The sequence below is a fragment of the Streptomyces sp. NPDC055749 genome (assembly GCF_053617235.1).
The window spans coordinates 1-20,181 of sequence record NZ_JBSHFH010000006.1; the positions used below are offsets into that span (position 1 = coordinate 1).

The 20,181-nt window shown below is 69.9% G+C and carries 16 protein-coding genes; 3 read left to right on the forward strand and 13 right to left on the reverse strand.

What is annotated here, in order from left to right; translation table 11 throughout:
• Positions 1–62: 62 nt before the first annotated feature.
• The 6 genes from ACWGO0_RS06155 to ACWGO0_RS06180 all read right to left on the reverse strand — a co-directional run bounded on the left by ACWGO0_RS06155 (position 63) and on the right by ACWGO0_RS06180 (position 8,814).
• Positions 63–3,149: a ThuA domain-containing protein gene (locus ACWGO0_RS06155; RefSeq protein WP_453528736.1), complete on the reverse strand. Its 3,087-nt coding sequence runs from the start codon at positions 3,147–3,149 to the stop codon at positions 63–65.
• A 71-nt stretch (positions 3,150–3,220) separates the two neighbouring features.
• The gene (locus tag ACWGO0_RS06160; protein WP_453528739.1) at positions 3,221–4,096 is read right to left on the reverse strand and encodes a sugar phosphate isomerase/epimerase family protein; all 876 of its coding nucleotides are present in this window, start codon (positions 4,094–4,096) and stop codon (positions 3,221–3,223) included.
• On the reverse strand, positions 4,093–5,307 hold the full coding sequence (locus tag ACWGO0_RS06165) for a substrate-binding domain-containing protein (RefSeq protein ID WP_453528742.1): 1,215 nt from the start codon (positions 5,305–5,307) through the stop codon (positions 4,093–4,095). Before ACWGO0_RS06165 ends, ACWGO0_RS06160 begins: the two co-directional genes overlap by 4 nt.
• Complete coding sequence (locus tag ACWGO0_RS06170) at positions 5,304–6,314, reverse strand: ABC transporter permease (RefSeq protein WP_453528745.1); 1,011 nt, start codon at positions 6,312–6,314, stop codon at positions 5,304–5,306. The genes ACWGO0_RS06165 and ACWGO0_RS06170 overlap by 4 nt, the downstream gene beginning before the upstream one ends.
• Complete coding sequence (locus ACWGO0_RS06175) at positions 6,311–7,330, reverse strand: ABC transporter permease (RefSeq protein WP_453528748.1); 1,020 nt, start codon at positions 7,328–7,330, stop codon at positions 6,311–6,313. Before ACWGO0_RS06175 ends, ACWGO0_RS06170 begins: the two co-directional genes overlap by 4 nt.
• Positions 7,327–8,814: a sugar ABC transporter ATP-binding protein gene (locus tag ACWGO0_RS06180; protein ID WP_453528751.1), complete on the reverse strand. Its 1,488-nt coding sequence runs from the start codon at positions 8,812–8,814 to the stop codon at positions 7,327–7,329. The genes ACWGO0_RS06175 and ACWGO0_RS06180 overlap by 4 nt, the downstream gene beginning before the upstream one ends.
• 167 nt (positions 8,815–8,981) lie before the next feature.
• Here ACWGO0_RS06180 and ACWGO0_RS06185 point away from each other — a divergent pair, with 167 nt between their 5' ends.
• Both ACWGO0_RS06185 and ACWGO0_RS06190 read left to right on the forward strand, forming a co-directional pair.
• Entirely contained in the window at positions 8,982–10,181 is a 1,200-nt protein-coding gene (locus ACWGO0_RS06185; protein WP_453528754.1) for an ROK family protein, read from the forward strand.
• Between the two features lie 275 nt (positions 10,182–10,456).
• Positions 10,457–12,676, forward strand: coding sequence for a terpene synthase family protein (locus ACWGO0_RS06190; protein ID WP_453528757.1), 2,220 nt, complete (start codon positions 10,457–10,459; stop codon positions 12,674–12,676).
• A 29-nt stretch (positions 12,677–12,705) separates the two neighbouring features.
• Here the strand turns inward: ACWGO0_RS06190 and ACWGO0_RS06195 are convergent, their stop codons facing one another.
• From ACWGO0_RS06195 to ACWGO0_RS06225, 7 genes are all read right to left on the reverse strand, one after another.
• Positions 12,706–13,206 carry a hypothetical protein gene (locus tag ACWGO0_RS06195; RefSeq protein WP_173310419.1) on the reverse strand — a complete coding sequence of 167 codons (501 nt, stop codon included), beginning with the start codon at positions 13,204–13,206 and terminating at the stop codon, positions 12,706–12,708.
• Between the two features lie 136 nt (positions 13,207–13,342).
• Positions 13,343–13,744: an ACT domain-containing protein gene (locus ACWGO0_RS06200; RefSeq protein WP_453528761.1), complete on the reverse strand. Its 402-nt coding sequence runs from the start codon at positions 13,742–13,744 to the stop codon at positions 13,343–13,345.
• 10 nt (positions 13,745–13,754) lie between these two features.
• Positions 13,755–14,357, reverse strand: a complete 603-nt coding sequence (locus ACWGO0_RS06205) for a CGNR zinc finger domain-containing protein (protein WP_453528764.1) — start codon at positions 14,355–14,357, stop codon at positions 13,755–13,757.
• A 55-nt stretch (positions 14,358–14,412) separates the two neighbouring features.
• A complete protein-coding gene (locus ACWGO0_RS06210; RefSeq protein ID WP_453528767.1) occupies positions 14,413–15,579 on the reverse strand; it encodes a thiolase domain-containing protein in 1,167 nt (388 codons plus the stop codon).
• Entirely contained in the window at positions 15,572–16,624 is a 1,053-nt protein-coding gene (locus tag ACWGO0_RS06215) for a thiolase domain-containing protein (protein ID WP_453528770.1), read from the reverse strand. Before ACWGO0_RS06215 ends, ACWGO0_RS06210 begins: the two co-directional genes overlap by 8 nt.
• On the reverse strand, positions 16,625–17,572 hold the full coding sequence (locus tag ACWGO0_RS06220) for a Zn-ribbon domain-containing OB-fold protein (protein ID WP_453528773.1): 948 nt from the start codon (positions 17,570–17,572) through the stop codon (positions 16,625–16,627).
• A gap of 15 nt (positions 17,573–17,587) precedes the next feature.
• Positions 17,588–18,388, reverse strand: a complete 801-nt coding sequence (locus ACWGO0_RS06225; RefSeq protein WP_453528775.1) for a crotonase/enoyl-CoA hydratase family protein — start codon at positions 18,386–18,388, stop codon at positions 17,588–17,590.
• A 167-nt stretch (positions 18,389–18,555) separates the two neighbouring features.
• Here ACWGO0_RS06225 and ACWGO0_RS06230 point away from each other — a divergent pair, with 167 nt between their 5' ends.
• Positions 18,556–20,163 (forward strand): acyl-CoA synthetase, encoded by a 1,608-nt coding sequence (locus tag ACWGO0_RS06230; RefSeq protein WP_453528778.1) that lies wholly within the window; start codon positions 18,556–18,558, stop codon positions 20,161–20,163.
• Positions 20,164–20,181: the final 18 nt, after the last annotated feature.

A 20,181-nucleotide genomic window follows, 5' to 3' on the forward strand; every position in this document is an offset into this window, starting at 1 on the left:
CGGGGATGAGCGTGCTGCGTGACCGGTGCCTACACACCGGTCCCGCAGCACGCTGTTTGCTGTCAGGGGCTCTTGAACTCCACCGCGTCCACGTCGAACGAGTTGTTCTGCGGGGACGTGAAGACCAGATAGAGCCTGTGGGTGCCCGCCAGTTCCTTGACCGGGACGGCCGCCGTCGCCTGGTAGGTGTCCCAGCCCCCGGTGTTGGGGACGGGTGTGGTGGCGATCAGCTCACCGTCCGGGGCGTCCGCGCGGAGTTCGATCGCGCCCACGCCGTACGGCGAGGAGAGGGTGTAGCCGACGGTCGCGATGCCTTCGAGGCTCATCGGATCGAAGGCGACCCAGTCGCCGTTGGAGACGTCCCCGATCCGCTTGCCGTTCTCGGCGCCTGCCTGGGCGACGATCCGGGTGCCGGACTGGGCGTCGTGGTACTCCGCCTGCTTGTGCTTCGGCTGGAGCACCGAGCGCCCGTAGCCGGTGAGGGCCGATACGCCGTCACCGCCCTTGTCGGTGTATTTGGCGTTGAGTACGTAGGTGAGGTCGGCGCCCTCGGGGTGACCGCCCAGGTCACCGGTGTCCACGGTTCCCTCACAGCCGGGGATGTCGGTGGTGGGGTGTTCGTGGTCGTCGTGTCCGAGGGCCGGGTTCACCGTCACCTTGGTGCAGTCGACCGGGCCGTCCTCGGGGTCGGTGACGGTGACCTTGTAAGGGATCTTGTCGCCGAACTCGATGAGCTTGCCGCTGACCGGGAAGTCGATGGTGACCTTCGGTGCGGTGTTGCCTGCGGTGACGGGGATGTTGGCGTAGCCGGACTTGCCGGTGGAGTCGGTGACCTTCAGCTGGGCGGAGAAGTCACCCTTGGTGGTGTAGGTGTGGGTGGGGTCGGCCTCGTTCGAGTCGAACGTGCCGTCGCCGTCGAAGTCCCAGGCGTAGCTGAGCGAGTCGCCGTCCGGGTCGTTGCTGCCCCGGCTGGAGAAGTCGACCTTCAGCGGCACGGGGCCGTCGGTGGCGGAGGCGGTGGCCTTGGCGACGGGGATGCGCTGCCCCTGGGCGTAGTCGATGCGGAAGAGGCCCGAGTCGTTGTTGCCGCCGCCGAAGGAGGAGCCCCATTCGAGAACGTACAGCGAGCCGTCGGGGCCGAAGGTCATGTCCATGGGCTTGTTGAACTTCTGGGAGGACAGGAAGTCATTGATCTTGAGCAGCTTCTCGTCCTTGTCGAAGCGGACTTCCTTGACGTAGTTGCGTGACCACTCGTAGAAGAAGCTCGCGCCCTCGAAGTAGGCGGGGAACTTCGTGGTGGAGGGGTTCTTGGGGTCGTAGTGGTAGACCGGGCCGCTCATCGGGGCCGAGCCGCCGCTGCCGACCTCGGGGAACTCCTTGGAGGCGCCGTAGCCGTACCAGATCTCCGGCTGCTGGATCGCGGGCAGTTCGGTCAGACCGGTGTTGTTGGGCGAGGGATTGACGGGCTTGGCGCAGTCGAACTTCGCGCCGACCACCTTGGTGTCCGGGTCGTACGGGGCGTACGCCTGGTTGTTGCCGTGGCAGAAGGGCCAGCCGAAGTTCCCGGCCTTCTTGATCACGTTGTACTCGACGAGCCCCTCGGGTCCGCGGTCGGTGGTGGGCAGTCCGCGGTCGGGACCGTAGTCGGAGGCGTGGACGTAGCCGGTCTTCTGGTCGACGGTGAAGCGGAAGGGGTTGCGGAAGCCCATGGCGTAGATCTCGGGGCGGGTCTTGGGGGTGCCCCGCTCGAAGAGGTTGCCCCTGGGGATGGTGTAGCCGCCGGAGTCCTTGGGCTTGATGCGCAGGATCTTGCCGCGCAGGTCGTTCGTGTTGCCCGAGGTGCGTGCGGCGTCGAGCATCTCCTTGCCCTCGCGCCAGTCGAGCGGGGCGTATCCCTGCCAGTTCGGGTCGAGGTTGGGCGGGGTGTCGTCGCCGACGCCGAGGTAGAGGGTGCGGTCCGGGCCGAACTCCACGGCGCCGCCGGTGTGTCCGGGTTCGGGGAAGGTCCGGTCACGGTAGGCGGGGACGTCGAGGAGCTTCTTCTCGCTGGCGGGGTCGAGGGTGTTGCCCTTGACCGTGAAGCGGGAGAGCCGGTTGACGTCCTCGGTGGCGCCGGCGGGTGCGTAGTAGAGGTAGATCCAGTGGTTGTCCTTGAAGGCGGGGTCGAGTTCCATGCCGACGAGGCCGTCCTCGCCGCCTGAGTAGACGTCGAGCTTGCCCGCGGTGGTGGTGGCGTGGGTGGCGGGGTCGAAGATGTTCACCTCGCCGCTGCGCTGGATGTAGAAGACGCGGCCGTCCTTGGCGACGTCGAGCTCCATCGGGTCGGCGGTGTTGTCGTCGAGGGTGACCTTCTCGTAGCCGTTCCAGACGGTGCCGCCGCAGTCCCCGGGCTTGTTGCCCGCCGCCCACTTGAGGCCGCCGATGACATGGTCACGGAAGGCGGGTTCGGTGTACGAGGGGATGTCGTGGCCCATCGCGGTGGCCCAGACCTTGCCGCCCTCGGTGTTGCGGCACCAGGAAATGGGGTGGTCGGCGCCCATGGCGGAGCCGCCGGGGTTGTACGTGGTCTCGTCGGCGGTGACGAGGACGTGGACGTCGCCGCGGGGGTTGGCGTCGAAGTTGTACCACTCCTCGGGGCGCTCCCAACGTTCGGGGAGGCCGGCGGTGGAGGGGTGGACGCGGTCGGCGACCTTGGCCGTGCCCTTGAGGACGCCTGGTGAGTGGGCGGGCATGTGGGCGCCGCCGTTGATGACCTCGTCCCACCAGGGGAACTGTTCCTCGACGCCCATGTCGAGGGTGTTGTGCAGGGCTACGACGCCGCCTCCGCCGCGTACATAGGTCTGCATCGCCTGGCGCTGGGCGTCGGTGTCCCAGACCATGCCCGAGTTCTGGAGCATGACGATGGCGTCGAAGCCGGCGAGCTTCGCGTCGTCGAAGACGGTGGGGTCTGCGGTCTGGACGAGTTCGAAGTCGTTCTCGGCCGCCTCCTCCTTGAACATCTGGATGCCGGCGGGGATGGAGGCGTGCACATAGCCGACGGCGCGGGTGAAGAGCAGGACTCGGAAGGCGGGGGCGTTGGCCGTGGTGGCGGCGGTGGCGGGCAGCGCGGTCAGCGCGAGGAGCAGTGCGCTCGCTAACGCGATGACCATCCGCCGTATGTCACGAGCATGACAGCTCACGATGGGTCCTCTCTGCGGTAAGACGGTGGGACGGGTGCGGATCAGGGGGTGGTCGGCAGGGCCCGGCGCAGAAAGGCCAGACCGTCGGTGGCGATGGTGTCCTGGCTCGCGGCGAGCGGGCGCCAGACGGAGGCGGCGACCGCGATCGCGTCGTTGTGCGCGGTGAAGGACTCGATACACAGGGGGCCCCGGTAGCCCGTCCCAAGGAGCGCGGCGAGGAAGCCGGGCCAGTCGAGGCTGTCGGCACCCGGGGTGCCGCGGTCGTTGGCGCAGACCTGGACATGGAAGATGCGGCCGGCCGCGCTGCGTACGGCACCGGGCAGGGAGCGTTCCTCGATGTTCTGGTGATAGGTGTCGAGGGCGATGCCGATGGTGTCCTCGGGCAGTCCGGCCAGTGCGTCGAGGGTCTGCTCGACGGTGTTGAGGAGGCTCGTCTCGTAACGGTTGAGGGGCTCGACCGCGATGCGTACGCCCGCGGCCCGTGCGTGCGTGACGACCGGGGCCAGGTTCTCCCGTAACTCCTCGTACGCCGCTGCCCGTTCGGCCCGGTTCATCCGCCAGGTCCGGCCGACCGCCGTGTACACGGGACCGGCGACGGTCGGGGCTCCCAGGGCGTGGGCGGCGTCGACGCAGCGCCGCAGGTAGTCCTGGGTGACCTGGACGGTCAGCGGATCGGTGTGCACGAGGTTGCGCTCGGGGGGCATCACCGCGATCACCGCGGCGGGCGCGAGTCCGGAGGCGTCGAGGAGTTTCGTGACGGCCGCGGGCTCCCAGTCCCGTACGTTCTCCAGCGGGATCTCCACACAGTCGAAGCCCCAGCCGGAGAGGCGCGGCAGGACGTCACCGAGTGCTTCGTACGTCACCGGGGAGTGCCAGATCCAGGGGTTGGCCCCGAGCGGCAGTAACGCGGCACTCACTTCTTGCCTCCCCACTTCTCCGGGAAGCCGGGAAGGTTCTCGCAGCCGCACATCGCGTAGTGCAGGGGCGGCATGCCGGGCTTGAGGTACTGGTCGAGGGTGTCCTGGGTGACGGTGGGCTGCGGCAGCTTCCACTCCTTGGGGACCTGCTGTCCGTTCAGGATCTTCAGCGCCGCGATGACGGGCGTGCGCCACTGGAAGGTGGGGTAGGACGGCGCGATGGCGGTGAGGTCCTTCTCCTTCCATGCCTGGAGGAAGTCCTGCTGGTCCTCACCGGTGATGGGCGGTACGTCCTTGCCTGCGTCCTCGAACGCCTCGACGGCCGCGACAGCGGTCGCGCCGGAGTCCATCCAGACGCCGTCGATGTCTCCGTGACGGGTCAGCGCGTCGGTGACGATCGACTTGGTCTTCGCCGGGTCGCCGTCGGTGAACTTCACGTCGGCGACATCGAGTCCGCTCTTGTCGAAGGCGACCTTCGCGGCGGACCAGCGGGTCTCCAGGACGTCGACGCCGGGCGAGATCCGCAGGGCGAGGATCTTCCCCTTCGGCTTCACCTTCTCGACGAGGAAGTCGGCGGCGACCGCCCCGTATCCGTACCCGCCGACCGGGTTGACGAAGGTGACCGCGCAGTCGCTCTCCACACCACGGTCGAAGACGATGACGGGCAGCTTCGCGCATGCCTGCTTGACCGCCGGGGTGAGTGTCGCCGTGGTGTTCGGGGAGACGATCAGGGCGTCGCAGCCCTTGCCGGTGAGTTCCTGGATGTCGGAGATCTGCTTGTCGTCCTTGCCCTGCGCGTCCAGGACCGTGAAGTCGGTGATCTCCTTGTGGAGCGCGACCTCCGCCCGCATGTTCTTCAGGCCCACCTGGCGCCAGGGGTTGAAGACTCCGGCGTTGGAGAAGCAGAGGTGGACGGAGCCGGTGTCCTTCTTCTTGTACGTCGTCGTGTCGACGAGCTCCGGCCGGAGCATCTGTTCCCACGGCTTGTCGGCGGGGCCCTGCGCGGTCTCCTTGCCGAGGGCGATCTGCCGGTCGTACTCGGCCTGGTCGAAGAACTTCGACTGTTCCCCGGTGCCGTCTCCGGTCCCGCTGCCGCTTTGGGAGGCGGCGGGTGTGTCCGGTGGCGCGTCGCTCGTACAGCCCGCGAGGAGCGCGGCGCCGAGCAGGGCGGTGAGGGGGAGCAGGGTGTGCCGGGTCAGTCGGGTGCTCATATGGGTTTCCCTCCCGGAGGTTCGGTGCGGCGCCGCCGCAACCGGGACCAGTCGGCCGCGCCGAGTCCGACGGCGGCGATGACGATGACGCCTTGCACGGTGGATTCCAGGGCGCCGGAGACGCCCTGGAGGTTGAGCAGGGTGAACAGGGCCTGGAGGGAGAAGGCTCCGGCCATCGCGCCGACGACGGACCCGCGGCCTCCGCCGAGCACGACCCCGCCGAGCACGACCGCGGTGATGGCCTCGAACTCGTAGCCCCGGCCCGCCTGCGCGGAGACCCCGGAGAAGCCGCCGACGAGTACGGCGGCGAGCGCGGCGGCGGCGCCGGAGAGGACGAAGGCGATGGTGCGGGTACGGACGACCCGCACCCCCGAGAGCGCGGCGGCGCGTTCGCTGTCGCCGGTCGCGAGGAGGGTGCGGCCGAAGTCGGAGCGCATGAGGCGTACGGCGAGCAGCCCGGTGGCGAGGCAGACGAGGACCGCCCAGGGCAGCCAGCCGAACGCGCTGCCCCGGCCGAGCTGGCGGAACGCGGTGGGCAGGGCGCCGTGCGGGGAGCCGCCCGTCCAGAAGAAGACGGCGCCTTCGAGGATCAGCATCATGCCGAGCGTGGTGATGAAGGACGGTACGCGCAGCAGGGTGGTGATCAGGCCGCTGACGAGTCCGGCCAGGGCTCCGGCGAGCAGCAGGATCGCGGTGACGAGCAGCCAGGGGGCGTCGGGGAAGGAGCCGTACAGTTCGGCGGCGACGACGACGCCCGCGGTGACGACGGCTCCGACGGAGAGGTCGAACTCGCCGCAGACGATGACGAGGTACTGGCCGGCGGCGAGGATCACCAGCGGGGCGGCGCGTTTGACGAAGGCGAGGAAGCGGTCCGGCTCGTAGAAGCCGGGGTCGGTGAGGGCGAGGGCGGCGAGGAGCACGGCGAGCAGGGCGTACACGGGTGCGGCGGTGCCCAGTGCTTGCAGGACACGGCGGCCGGCCGGCGGCGCCTTGGCTGCGGTGGTCATGCGGTCCTCCCCAGCGGAGTGCGGCGGCGCCGGGCGTAGAGGGCGACGGCGGCGATGATGACGACCCCCCGGACGACGTTCTTGAAGAACGGGTCGACGGCCAGCTGGTTGAAGACGCTGTCGAGGACGGCGAGGACGAGGACGCCGCCGAGGGTGCCGGACACTCCCCCGCGTCCTCCGGCGAGCGCGGTGCCGCCGAGCACGACGGCGGCGATGGACTCCAGGTCGTAGCGGGCCTCGGTGCCCGCCCAGGGGGCTCCGGCGCCGAGCCGGGCGGCGAGGAAGAGGGCGGCGGCGCCGACGCAGAGGGAGCACAGGACGTGTGCGGCGACGACGGTGCGGCGGGTGCGGACGCCGGAGAGCCGGGCGGCGTGCTCGTCGCCGCCGGTGGCGTACATGTGGTGGCCGAGCCGTGTGCGACGGGTGATCAGCCAAATGACGGCGGCGACCGCGAGCAGGAGGAAGAGGGAGACCGGGACGGGTCCCATCCGGTCGTAGCCGAGGCGCTGGAAGGAGTCGGGTACCGCCCCTGCGGGTCCGGTGTAGTTGTCCTCGATCCAGCCGCGCAGGATGAAGGCGGTGCCGAGGGTGGCGATGAAGGCGTTGACCTTGAGGCCGGTGACGACGAGGCCGTTGGCGAGGCCGACGGCGGCGGAGAGTGCGAGCACGGCGAGGATCGCGACGAGGACGCTGCCGCTCTCCATGGTCTCGGCGGCGACGAGTGTGCCCAGGCTGATGAGGTAGGCGACGGAGAGGTCGAGCGAACCGCTGAGGATGACGATGGACTGGCCGACGGCGACGAGGCCGAGGGCCACGCAGTTCTGGAGGATCGCGACGACGTTGGTGACGGTGAGGAAGTCTCCGCCGCGCGCCGCGACCACGATCCAGCCGAGGACGGTGACGGCGAGTGCCGCCAGCCAGACGCCGGTGACCGGTCCGGTGAGGCGCGCTCCGGCGGTCGCCTTCGCCGGGGCGCGGGCCGCGGGGGGTTTCTGGCCGGTCCTGACCGCGGTCATGCGGCGCCCTCCTGTGCACGGCCGCCGCCGGTAGCGACGCGCATGATGGCCTCTTCGCCCGCCCCGGCGGGGAGTTCGCCCGCGAGACGGCCGTCGGACATGACGAGGATGCGGTCGCTCATACCGATCAGTTCCGGCAGTTCGGAGGAGATGATCAGTACGGCCAGGCCCTCGCCCGCCAGTTCTCGTACGAGGGTGTGGATGGCGGCCTTGGCGCCGACATCGACCCCGCGGGTCGGCTCGTCGAAGAGCAGCACTTCGGGGCGGGCGGCGAGCCACTTGGCGATGACGACCTTCTGCTGGTTGCCGCCGGAGAGGTACTGCGCCTGCTGGTCCTCGCCGCTGGCGTGGAGGCGTACGCGCTCCAGCAGAGCGGTGACCTCCCGGCCTGCGGGTGGTCCGCCTCGGGCGGGGACGGCCCGGGTGACGAGGAGTGTGTTGTCCCGCACGGACTGGCGAAGGGCGAGCCCTTCCGTCTTGCGGTCCTCGGTGACCAGCGCGATCCCCGCCCGGATCGCGTCGATGGGCCGGGCGGGCCGCAAGGGTCTTCCGCCGACGGTCATGCCACCGGTGGTGAAGGGGGCGGCGCCGAAGAGGGCGCGGACGAGGGAGGTGCGGCCCGAGCCCTGGAGTCCGGCGACGCCGACGACTTCACCGGCCCGGAGCGTCAGATCGATCCCGGAGATACGGGCGTTGGCGCCGCCCGTGACCGTCAGTTTCGCGGTGCCGATGTCACTGGGACGGGCGCGTGGCGGGTAGTACGCGCCGAGTTCCCGGCCGACCATGGCCCGTACGACCTCGTCGGCGTCGGTGTCCCGGGTGGTGAGGGTGGTGACGTGCCGGCCGTCCTTGAGGACGGTGATGCGCTGTGAGAGGTCGAAGACCTCGGGTAATCGGTGCGAGATGTAGAGGATGCCGAGGCCGCCGGCGGCCAGTCGGCGTACCAGCGCGGCGAGTTGGGCGACCTCGTGGCCGGCGAGGGGGGCGGTGGGCTCGTCCATGACGAGGACGCGGACGTCGGAGGCGAGCGCCTTGACGATCTCCACGGTCTGCCTGCGGGCCACGGAAAGCTCGTGGACGGGGGTACACGGGGTGATGCCGGTCTCGTCGATCCGGGCCAGGAGTTCGGCGGTCCGGCGTTCCATGGTGCGCCGGTCGACCAGTCCGCGGCGGGTGGGTTCACGGCCGAGGAAGACGTTCTCTGCGACCGTACGGTGCGGGAGGAGCGCGAACTCCTGGTGGATGATGCCGATACCCGCGGCCTGGGCCTGCGAGGGGTGGCTGAAGGAATGCGCCACCCCGTCGATCGTGATGGTGCCGGAGTCGGGTGTGTGCTCACCGGCGAGGATCTTCATCAGCGTCGACTTGCCCGCACCGTTCTCGCCCACCAGGGCATGCACTTCTCCGGCTTCGAGGTCGAGCCCCACATCGTGGAGCACACGCACCCCGAGAAAGCTCTTGGACACGCCTTGCATCGTCAGCATCGACTGGCTCCTCGGTCAGCGGTCTGCAGTGAGCAGAGTCGTGACAGAGCTTTGGCCTGTCAAGGTGTCAAGCATCTTTCTTTCAGGGCGAATTGGACCGGACTTATGCCGACGATCGAACAACACATGCCTTGTGAGCAGCAGAAGTCGTCCCTATGGTGACTGCCATGCCTTCGTCGCCGGATCGCCAGTTCTCCGCCGTTTCCCACTCGCCGGGCGAGGTGCTCGCGCTGATCAGTTCGGGGTCGGCCGCGACCCGTTCGGACATCGCGAGGATCACCGGCCTGGCCCGTTCGACGGTGTCCCAGCGCGTCGACGCGCTGATCGCCCACGGCTTCGTGGACGAGGACGCGGACGGCAGCTCGACGGGGGGACGGCCACCGCGACGGCTGGCCCTGCGAACCGCGGAACACGCTGTCGCGGGCGTCGATCTGGGAGCCTCGCACTGCCGGGTGGCACTGATGGACATCGGCGGCACGATGCTCGCGGCGCAGGAGGACCCGTTGTCGATCGGTGACGGCCCCGAGTCCGTACTGCGCCATGTGGAGCGGACTCTGCGCGGGCTGCTGGAGACGTCGGGGCGGGCACCGGGCACGCTGCGGTCGATCGGGGTCGGGGTGCCGGGACCTGTGGAGTTCTCCACGGGCCGTCCGGTCGATCCGCCGATCATGCCGGGCTGGCACCAGTACCCGATCCCGGAGTTCTTCGCGGCCCGTTTCGGGGTGCGTGCGCTCGTCGACAACGACGTGAACGTGATGGCGTTGGCCGAACAGCGCCGGGCCTTCCCCGACTGCCGGTATCTGCTGTACATCAAGGTCGGGACGGGCATCGGCTGCGGGATCGTCTCCGACGGCCGGCTGCACCGGGGGGCGCAGGGCTGTGCGGGCGATATCGGCCATATCCGGGTCGCCGAGCTGGACGAACCCTGCCGGTGCGGCAACTCGGGCTGCCTGGAGGCCGTCGCGGGCGGGGCCTCTCTGGCGGCGAAGCTGTCCGGGCTGGGTCTTGAGGCGACCTCGGGCAGCGATGTGGTGCGGCTGGTGAAGTCCGGCAACCGGGACGCGGTACGGATGGTTCGCGAGGCGGGGCGGGCGGTCGGTGAGGTCCTCGCGGGGCTTGTGAACTTCTTCAACCCCGACACGGTGGTGGTGGGGGGTGCGCTGGCCGCCGTCCACGACCAACTGCTCGCGGGGGTACGGGAAGCGGTGTACCGGCGGTCGCATCCGCTGGCCACGCATGTCCTGCGGATCGAGCCGAGCCGGACGGGGGAGAACGCGGCGGCCGTGGGGGCGGGGATTCTGGCGATCGAGCACGCGTTGTCGCCGGAGCAGGTGGACCGGGAGGTGGCGGGGGCGGGGCGGGGGTAGGGGCGCGGAGGCGCACGGGGCAGGGGGCAGGGGGACTCCCCCGGCCCCCTGCCTGCGGCACACTTGTCAGCCGGTCTGACCTGCGAACGGAAAGATCAGCCCGGAGTGTTGCCGGGTCCCGTTACCTGAGTTTTACGCGGCGCTCCGCGACCCGCCGGACTTGTGTGACTAATTCGCGCCGTGCGTGCCCCGGATGGCCGAGGGGTAGTGCTGGCGCGGACAGGACCGGTCCGGCGCGGACAGCGCGCGGATGTACTCGGAAAGGCCGCACGCACATGGCACAGCCCTTCTCACTGCCGGACTTCTATGTTCCGTATCCGGCACGGCTCAACCCTCATGTGGAGGAGGCCCGGCGTCATACCAAGGAGTGGGCGCGCCGGATGAACATGCTGGAGGGGTCCGGCATCTGGGAGGAGAGCGACCTCGACGCCCATGACTACGCGCTGCTCTGCGCGTACACCCATCCCGACTGCTCGGCCGATGTCCTCTCGCTGGTCACCGACTGGTATGTGTGGGTCTTCTTCTTCGACGACCACTTCCTGGAGACCTTCAAGAGGTCACTGGACCGGGAGGGCGGGAAGCGGTATCTGGACCGGCTGCCGGCTTTCATGCCGATGGATCTCGCCGACGGTATGCCGGAGCCCGAGAACCCGGTCGAGGCGGGACTCGCCGACCTGTGGGCGCGTACGGTTCCGGCCATGTCGGATGCCTGGCGGGCCAGGTTCGCCGAGAACACCGAGCATCTCCTGAACGAGTCCCTGTGGGAACTCTCCAATATGGACGAGGGGCGGATCGCCAACCCCGTCGAGTACATCGAGATGCGCCGGAAGGTCGGCGGGGCGCCCTGGTCGGCGGGCCTGGTGGAGTTCGCGGCGGACGCGGAGGTACCGGCTTCGGTGGCAGGGTCACGGCCGCTCGGGGTGCTGCGGGACGCCTTCTCGGACGCGGTGCATCTGCGTAACGACCTCTTCTCGTACCAGCGCGAGGTGGAGGACGAGAAGGAGAACAGCAATGGCGTGCTGGTCCTCGAACACTTCCTCGGGTGCACGACACAGGAGGCCGCCGAGGCCGTGAACGATCTGCTGACCTCGCGGCTCCAGCAGTTCGAGAACACCGCGCTGACGGAGGTGGGCCCGCTCTGCGCCGAGAAGGGGCTCACGCCCACCGAGACGGCGTCCGTGTTCGCGTACACCAAGGGGCTCCAGGACTGGCAGTCCGGTGGGCACGAGTGGCACATGCGCTCCAGCCGCTACATGAACGGCGGCGGGGTGCCCGCCGGGCCCACCGATTCGGCGTTCGGCATGGCAGCGGCCTCGATCCGCTTCACCCCGCGGGCCGAGGCAGCACGCCTGCGCAGCCATGCCCATGTGCCGTTCCAGCATGTCGGCCCGTCGCTGCTTCCCGAGTTCGACCTCCCCTACCCCCTCCAGCTGAGTCCGCATCTGGCGGGCGCCCGGGACCGGAACATCGAGTGGGCACGGCGGATGGGCATCCTCGATCCGGTGCCGGGACGGCCCGGTTCGCACGTCTGGGACGAGCAGCGGGCGCGCAACATCGATCTGCCGCTCTGCTCGGCGGGCATCGATCCGGACGCGACGCCTGAGGAGCTGGACCTGTCGTCGAACTGGCTGACCTGGGGAACGTACGGCGACGACCTCTATCCGGTGATCTACGGACGCACGCGTGATCTGGCCGGGGCCTGGTCGGCCAATGAGCGGCTGCGGTTGTTCATGCCGCTGGACGGGGCGCCCGTTCCCGAGCCCACCGATGCGATGGAGCGCGGGCTCGCCGATCTGTGGGCGCGAACGGTGGGGCCGCTGGACGAGGCTTCGCAGCGTTCGTTCCGCAAGTCGGTGGACGACATGCTGGACAGCTGGCTCTGGGAACTGGCCAATCAGGTGCAGAACCGTGTTCCGGACCCGGTCGACTACATCGAGATGCGGAGGTTCACCTTCGGTGCGGACATGACGATGCGGCTCAGCCGGCTGTCGCACGGTGACCGGGTGCCCGCCGACGTCTACCGCAGCGGGCCGATCCGCCCACTGGAAAACGCCGCCGCCGACTACGCGGCGCTGCTGAACGACCTCTTCTCGTACCAGAAGGAGATCGAGTACGAGGGCGAGGTGCACAACTCCGTCCTCGTCGTGCAGAACTTCTTCGGGGTGGACTACCCGACGGGCGTGTCCATGGTGCACGAGTTGATGCAGGGCCGTCTGCGGCAGTTCCAGCACGTCATCGAGCACGAACTCCCTCTGCTCTACGAGGACTTCGCGCTGGACGCGGAGGCCCGCGAGATCCTCGACACCTATGTGCTCGATCTGCAGAACTGGATGGCCGGGATCCTGAACTGGCACCGGGACTGCGTCCGTTACTACGACGCGGATCTGCGGGCGGGGACGGGTGGAGCCCCGTGGCACCTCAACGGCCCCACGGGGATCGGCACTTCGGCGGCGCGGGTGGTCTCGCTGCTAATGCCTCAGCCGGTAACCGCGTAGCGGTTCGCACCTCTTCCGGCAGGGACGTTTCAGCCCTGCTGGAAGAGCTCCGCGGGGAGCGGCTTGAGCAGTGCGTAGAGGTCGTCGGTGATCGGGCGGTCCCAGCTGGCGATGGTCACCAGGACGCCGTCGCTGCGGTCGAACTGAACGCAGGAGATGCGGCTCTCGGAGAGCTTGACGCGCCGGACGATCAGCAGGTTGTCGCCCTGCATGACCGGGGAGTCCTCGGTGCCTGTCACCTCGACCGGCTCGTCGTTCTCCAGCGCCAGGAGCAGCTGGGCGACCTCGAAGGGGACCTGGCCCTCCTCGGTCTCGCGGGCGGGCGAGCCCTCGGGCAGATTGCCGATGATCATCGCCGGGCCGCGCCCGCCGAACAGGTCGTACCGCAGAAACACGCCCTGACAGGTGCCGTCGGGGGCAGGAAGCAGACCGGCGCCGAGGTTACCGGGCCAGTCCCCCGGGTCCATGGCCAGGACGTCGAAGTCCGGGCCCGCGGGTGTGGCGGCGCTACGGCGGCGGAGGAAGGACATGCGGACATGTTACGTGTCCCGGCTCACGTTGCGGAGCCGGGCCCGGGCGTCGGGCAGCCGTGACCGGCGCTTTCGGGTGACGGGGGCTGGACGGGCTTCGGGTGACGGGGCGGAACGGGCCGGGACCCGGCACGGCTCAGGCCGACTCGGCGGCCAGCCGTTCCAGTACGCCGACGGCCTCGGCGGCCCGGTCGTGGGGGACGAACACGTGGTCGTGGTGGTAGCCGGCGACCACGTTGCAGGACAGGCCCGCGTCCGTCAGGGCCAGAGCGACCGCGGCGGTGAGCCCGACGGCGTCCAGCGCCGAATGGACCCGGAGCGTGATCCAGCCGGCCACGTAGTCGTGCGCCAGACCTGCCGCGTCCGCCTCCGCTTCCGGCAGGACGAGGGTCAGCCCCTCGCGCTCCGTCACCGTGACCACGGGGTTGGTGCCCGCGGGCACCACCCGGTCCGGCGCCGTGGTGAATACGTAGCGCCCCGGGTTGAGCTCGGGTCGCATGCTCTTCAGCAGGGTCCGCAGATCGCGCTCGCCAGTCATGGGCGCCAGGCTACGGCTGCGGCACGCGGTGCCGCTCGTGGTGGCGGGCCACCCGGGCACGGTTGCCGCAGGACGGCTTGCACCACTCCTGCCGGGGGTGCTCCTTGAGGAAGTAGCGCACGCACCTCGGCGCGTGGCAGGCGCGCAGGGCGTTCCGGTCCGGTCCGGTGAGGAAGGCGATCGCGGCGCGGGCGAGCGTGGCGGCCAGGGCGTCGGGCCCGGTGGCGGCGGAGGCCGGCCGGGCGGCGGCCTCCGGTTCGCCGCCCTGCGGCCATGCAAGGACCGCGACGGTGGGGACGGCGGCAGCGGCGGCGTTGAGCCGTTCCAGTGCCTCGGCGACGGGGAGCAGCCGCCGCGCGTCGGCAGGGCTCGGTTCGCCGGGGCGCACGGCATGCGCGAAGAGCGCGCGCACGGCCGCGCGCAGTGAGCGGACGGCCGCGAGGGCGGTTTCGTCGGCCTGCCAGTCGTCGCCGGACACCTCACCCAGGGCATCGGGGTGTTCCCGTACCCATCGGGTGAGTCCCGCGGTGGTGTCCAGGTCGTCGGCGACTCCGCCCTGTCCGTCGTGGCGGATGGTGAGGGCGAGGTCGAGAGCGAGCCGGGTGTCGGGCATGGCTTTAACGATAGCGTCGGCCTCAACCGTTAGCGCGAGTCACGTGCGGTCGCGCTCACGTCGTCGGGGGCTCCGAGCCGACGAGCCACATCGCGAAGAACTGCGCCCCGCCGCCGTACGCGTGGCCGAGTGCTTTCCGTGCCCCGTCGACCTGATGCTCGCCCGCCTGTCCGCGTACCTGAAGGGCGGCCTCCGCGAAGCGGATCATGCCGGAGGCGCCTATGGGGTTGGTGGACAGGACGCCGCCCGAAGGGTTCACCGGCAGGTCCCCGTCGAGTTCGGTGACCCCGGACTCGGTGAGTTTCCAGCCCTCGCCCTCGACCGCGAAGCCGAGGTTCTCCAGCCACATCGGCTCGTACCAGGAGAACGGGACGTACATCTCGACGGCGTCGATCTCACGGCGCGGATCGGTGATGCCCGCCTGCCGGTAGACATCGGCCGCGCAGTCCTTGCCGGCCTGCGGCGAGACGAAGTCCTTTCCGGCGAACAGCGTCGGTTCGCTGCGCATGGCTCCGCCGTGCACCCAGGCGGGGGGCGCGGGCGCACGGGCCGCCCCGGCCCGGTCGGTGAGGATCATGGCGCAGGCGCCGTCGGAGGAAGGGCACGTCTCGGAGTAGCGGATCGGGTCCCAGAGCATGGGCGCGGCCTGGACCTTCGCCAGGGTGATGTCCGGATCACGGATGTGCGCGTACGGGTTCAGCAGCGCGTTGCGCCGGTCCTTGTACGCGACGAGGGAGCCGACCGTGTCGGGCGCCCCGGTCCTGCGCATGTACGCGCGGACGTGCGGCGCGAAGAAGCCTCCCGCGCCGGCCAGCAGCGGCTGCTGGAAGGGGACGGGGAGCGAGAGGCCCCACATGGCGTTCGATTCGGACTGCTTCTCGAAGGCGAGGGTGAGGACCGTGCGGTGGACGCGGGCGGCGACGAGGTTGGCGGCGACGAGTGCCGTGGAACCGCCGACCGATCCGGCGGTGTGGACGCGCAGCATGGGTTTGCCGACGGCGCCGAGGGCGTCGGCGAGATAGAGCTCCGGCATCATCACGCCCTCGAAGAAGTCGGGCGCCTTGCCGATGACGACGGCGTCGATGTCCGCCCAGCCGAGCCCCGCGTCCTCCAGGGCGCGCACGGCGGCCTCACGGACCAGTCCGGCGATGGAGACGTCGTGCCGGGCGGCGACGTGCTTGGTCTGGCCGATACCGACGACCGCTACGGGTTCCTCAGACATGAGCGCTCTCCCCTTCCAGTACGGCGACCAGGTTCTGTTGCAGACAGGGACCCGAGGTCGCGTGGGCGAGGGCCCGGTCGGACTCGCCACGGTGGATGCGCGCGGCGGCTTCGCCGAGCCGGATGAGGCCGGTGGCCATGACGGGGTTGGCGGCGAGTGCGCCGCCGGACGGATTCACGTCGACCTCGTCGCCGAGCCCGAGCGCCCTGCGCAGGACGACCTCCTGGGAGGAGAAGGGGGCGTGCAGCTCCGCGGTGTCCACCGGCCGTTCGAAGGCTCCGGCGCGTTCGGCCGCGAGCCGGGTGGACGGCGAGTCGGTCAGGTCGCGGACGCCCAGGGCGTGGGCCTCGATGCGGTGGTCGATCCCGCGGATCCAGGCGGGCCTGGCGCACAGGGCGCGGGCCGTGTCGCCCGCGGCGAGGATGACGGCAGCGGCGCCGTCGCCGATGGGCGGGCAGTCGCCGGTGCGCAGTGGCTGTACGAGGTAGTCGCCTGCCGGGACGGTGCCGCTGAGCTGGGCGTGCGGGTTGGCCGTCGCGGTGGTGCGGCTGCGGGCGGCGATGCCGGCCAGCGCCGGTTCGTCGGTGACGCCCTTGTCGATCAGCGCCTGCGCCTGGAGCGCGGCGAGGGCGACGGAGTCGGGCCAGAGCGGGGCCACGTAGTACGGGTCGAGCTGGCGGGTCAGGACGTCGCGGACCTCACCGGGTGAGGACTTGCCGTAGGCGTAGACGAGGGCGGTGTCCGCCTGACCGGTCCGGATCTTCACCCATGCCTCGTAGAGGGCCCAGGCACCGTCCATCTCGACGTGGGACTCGGAGATCGGCGGGTGGGCGCCGACGCCGTCGAGGGCCATGGTGAAGGAGAACGCGCGGCCCGCGAGGTAGTCGCTGGAGCCGGAGCAGGTGAAGCCGATACTGCTCGCCTTCAGGCCGGTCGCGTCGAGGACCTGATGCAGGACGGGCATCAGCATCTCGACTTCGGAGAGTTCGTCGGTGCGCCGCCGGTGGTCGGTCTGCGCGAAGGCGACGATCGCCACGTCTCGCATCTACAACAGCTCCTTGTACGCGTCGTAGTCGGCATCGGGTTCGCCGGTGGGCCGGTAGTGGTCGGGGTGGCGGCTGCCCGGGGTCCAGACGGGTTCGACCCGCAGCCCCATGCGCACCTGGTCGTAGGGGATGCCCCCGATCCGGGCGTGCAGGGCGAGATCGGCGCCGTCGAGGGCGATGTGGGCGTAGACGTAGGGGACGTCGATGGCGGCGTTCTTCGCCTTGATGTTGACGATGCAGAACGTGGTGACGGTGCCGCGCGGTCCCACCTCGACCCGTTCGTCGGTGGCGACTCCGCAGGTCGGGCAGGCGCCGCGGGGCGGGACGTAGACCTTCCGGCACGCGGGGCAGCGTTCGCCGACGACGCGTTGCCCGGCCAGCGCTTCGAGGTAGGCGCTCTGCGCGCGGCCGGGGTGGTAGGTGTAGTCGAGCCGGGCGGGTGCGACGATGCCGGTCACCGGGTCGGCGAACTCACCACTGTGCGGGGTGGGTTGCGCCGGCCCGCTCTCCCCTTCGTACGGTTCGAAGCAGGCGATGTCCGTGATGGCGCCGGTGCGTTCCGGCGCCCAGCGGATACGGACGCGCATGCCGGTGCGTACCGCTTCGGGGCCGGGTGCGTCGAGGACGTGGAGCAGCGCCGTGTCGGCGCCGTCCAGCCGGACCAACACCCAGGCGAACGGGATACCGAGGGGCTGGTCGCGGCGCGGTGACGGGTTCCAGGCCCAGGTGGTGACGGTGCCGGTGGCCGCGACCTCGACGAGTTCGCCGATCTCCTCGGCGGTGACGGGGTCGTACTCGACGGGTGGGACGAGGACCTTTCCGCGGCCGGTGCGCACACCGAGGACGGTGCGTTCGCGCAGTCCGGTGAGGAAGGCGCTCTGGACGGGGCCCAGGGAACGGGTGAAGGGGAATTCGACCACCAGCGGTGCGCTGAGGACTTCGGGCACGTTTGTCTCCTTGGCTCAGGAGCGCCGGTAGACGGGCGGGCGCTTCTCGGCGAAGGCGCGGGCGCCTTCCTTGGCGTCGTCGGTGGCTAAGACCGGCCAGCCCCGCTTCAGTTCGGCGGCCAGGCCCTCGGTCTCGGTCATCTCAGCGGTCTCGTACACCGACGCCTTGACCGCCTCGACCGCGAGCGGTCCGCAGGCGTTGATCTGCTCGGCGACGTCGAGTGCCTGCTCCAGTGCGGTGCCGTCGGGGACGACCCTGCCGATCAGGCCGATTCCCGCGGCTTCCGCCGCGCTGTACGGGCGGCCGGTGAGGAGCATTTCCAGGGCGTGGGTACGGGCGATCTGGCGGGGCAGGCGCACGGTGGAGCCGCCGATGGGGAAGAGGCCGCGCCTGACCTCGAAGAGGCCGAAGGTGGCGCCGGCTCCGGCGATGCGGATGTCGGTGCCCTGGAGGATCTCGGTGCCGCCCGCGACACAGTGCCCCTCGACGGCCGCGATGACGGGTTTGCGCGGGCGGTGGTGGCGCAGCATCGCCTTCCAGTGCAGATCGGGGTCGGCCTTCATCCGGTCCCGGTACTCCTCGCCCTCCATCCCTCCGCCCGCCAGGGCTTTGAGGTCCATGCCGGCGCAGAAGGTGCCGCCCGCGCCGGTGAGGACGACGGAGCGGATCGTGTCGTCCTCGTCCGCGGCGAGCCAGCCGTCGTACAGCCCCACCAGCATCGGCAGCGAGAGTGAGTTCTTCGCTTCCGGCCTGTTCAGGGTGAGCACCAGCGTGGCGCCCTCGCGCCGCACGGTCAGGTGTTCCGTACCGCCCATTACCTGCCTCCAGTCTCAAGACCTAGAACAGGTTGCAGTAGGAGGGGCCGCAGTTCAATAGTTTTCTGACAGTCAGTCAGATTATCTCTACGCCCCCTCTTCCCACTTGCGCCGGTCGGCGCTCTAATGACGCCGAGTCGTCAGTCACCCCGGGGTCAGGAGGAACGGTGGAGTACAACCTTGCCGACCTGTTCGAGTCGGTCGTCGACGCCGTCCCGGACCGTGAGGCGCTCGTCTACGTCGACCACCCCGGCACGGGCGCCGAACGCCGCCTCACCTACGCCCAACTGGACGCGGCGGCCAACCGGATCGCCCACCATCTGATCGACGCGGGTATACGCCCCGGCGAACATCTGGGCCTGCACCTGTACAACGGCATCGAGTACCTGCAGACCGTGCTGGCCTGCCTCAAGGCCCGCATCGTGCCGGTGAACGTGAACTACCGTTACGTGGAGGAGGAGTTGGTCTACCTCTACCGTGACGCCGATCTGGCGGCGCTGGTCTTCGACGCCGAGTTCGACGATCGGGTGTCGGCCGCCGCCCCGCAGGCCACGAAACTGCGCCATCTCGTACGTGTCGGAGCGAGCTCGAAGGGCGGCCCGGACGCCGTGCCGTTCACCGAGGCGGAGGCGGCCGGCTCGCCCGCCCGCGGGTTCGCGCCGCGCTCGGCCGACGACCTCTTCATCATCTACACCGGCGGCACCACCGGAATGCCGAAGGGCGTGATGTGGCGCCAGGAGGATCTGTTCTTCTCCGGGCTGGGAGGAGGCGCTCCGACCGGTGAGCCGGTGAAGACCCCGCAGGAGCTGGCCGAGCGGGTGGCCGCCGGCGGGGACGGCATCACCTTCTTCCCCACTCCCCCGTTGATGCACGGCACCTCCACGCTCACCGCGTTCATCGGGTTCAACTTCGGCCAGCGCGTCGTCGTGCACCGCAAGTTCGCCCCTGAAGAGGTGCTGCGGACGATCGAGAAGGAGAAGGTCACGAGTGTGTCCCTGGTCGGCGACGCGATGCTGCGCCCGCTGATCGACGCACTCAACGGGCCCCTGAAGGGCGTCGACTGTTCCTCGATGTTCTCCGTCTCCAGTTCGGGCGCGATCATGTCGGACTCGGTCCGCGCGGAGTTCCAGGCGCTCGTGCCGACAGTGTTGCTGCTCAACAACTTCGGTTCGTCGGAGTCCGGCTTCAACGGCACCGCGACGGCCGACTCGGGGCCGGAGAAGGGGTTCCGCGTCCAGGTCAACTCCCGTACGGCCGTGGTCGATCCGGCGACGTACGAACCGGTGGTGCCCGGCGAGCCGGGGCGGATCGCACAGCGGGGCCATGTGCCGCTCGGGTACTACAACGACCCCGTCAAGACGGCCGAGACCTTCTTCCAGAAGGGGGACGAGCGGTGGGTGCTGCTGGGTGACATGGCGACCGTCGACGGCGACGGCATCGTCACGGTCCTCGGTCGCGGTTCGCAGTGCATCAACACCGGCGGGGAGAAGGTCTATCCGGAGGAGGTCGAGCAGGCGCTCAAGGCCCATCCGGATGTGTACGACGCGCTGGTCGCCGGGGTCCCGGACGTCCGATGGGGCAATCGTGTCGCCGCTGTCCTTCAACTGCGCGCGGGAGCGGCACCGTTGGATTTGGAGTCCGTACAGGCGCACTGCCGCACCCGGCTGGCCGGATACAAGATTCCGCGCAGTGTCGTGCTCGCCGACCACATCCGGCGGTCACCGAGCGGCAAGGCGGACTACCGGTGGGCGAAGGCGGTCGCGGCACAGGACTGAGGCCGGGGGGCTCTGCCC

Excerpts from the sequence above, each read along its gene's own strand:
- ACWGO0_RS06155 (WP_453528736.1), bottom strand. The coding sequence starts at position 3,149 with ATGGTCATCGCGTTAGCGAGCGCACTGCTCCTCGCGCTGACCGCGCTG.
- ACWGO0_RS06165 (WP_453528742.1), bottom strand. The coding sequence starts at position 5,307 with ATGAGCACCCGACTGACCCGGCACACCCTGCTCCCCCTCACCGCCCTG.
- ACWGO0_RS06170 (WP_453528745.1), bottom strand. The coding sequence starts at position 6,314 with ATGACCACCGCAGCCAAGGCGCCGCCGGCCGGCCGCCGTGTCCTGCAA.
- ACWGO0_RS06175 (WP_453528748.1), bottom strand. The coding sequence starts at position 7,330 with ATGACCGCGGTCAGGACCGGCCAGAAACCCCCCGCGGCCCGCGCCCCG.
- ACWGO0_RS06180 (WP_453528751.1), bottom strand. The coding sequence starts at position 8,814 with ATGCTGACGATGCAAGGCGTGTCCAAGAGCTTTCTCGGGGTGCGTGTG.
- ACWGO0_RS06185 (WP_453528754.1), top strand. The coding sequence starts at position 8,982 with ATGCCTTCGTCGCCGGATCGCCAGTTCTCCGCCGTTTCCCACTCGCCG.
- ACWGO0_RS06190 (WP_453528757.1), top strand. The coding sequence starts at position 10,457 with ATGGCACAGCCCTTCTCACTGCCGGACTTCTATGTTCCGTATCCGGCA.
- ACWGO0_RS06195 (WP_173310419.1), bottom strand. The coding sequence starts at position 13,206 with ATGTCCTTCCTCCGCCGCCGTAGCGCCGCCACACCCGCGGGCCCGGAC.
- ACWGO0_RS06200 (WP_453528761.1), bottom strand. The coding sequence starts at position 13,744 with ATGACTGGCGAGCGCGATCTGCGGACCCTGCTGAAGAGCATGCGACCC.
- ACWGO0_RS06205 (WP_453528764.1), bottom strand. The coding sequence starts at position 14,357 with ATGCCCGACACCCGGCTCGCTCTCGACCTCGCCCTCACCATCCGCCAC.
- ACWGO0_RS06210 (WP_453528767.1), bottom strand. The coding sequence starts at position 15,579 with ATGTCTGAGGAACCCGTAGCGGTCGTCGGTATCGGCCAGACCAAGCAC.
- ACWGO0_RS06215 (WP_453528770.1), bottom strand. The coding sequence starts at position 16,624 with ATGCGAGACGTGGCGATCGTCGCCTTCGCGCAGACCGACCACCGGCGG.
- ACWGO0_RS06225 (WP_453528775.1), bottom strand. The coding sequence starts at position 18,388 with ATGGGCGGTACGGAACACCTGACCGTGCGGCGCGAGGGCGCCACGCTG.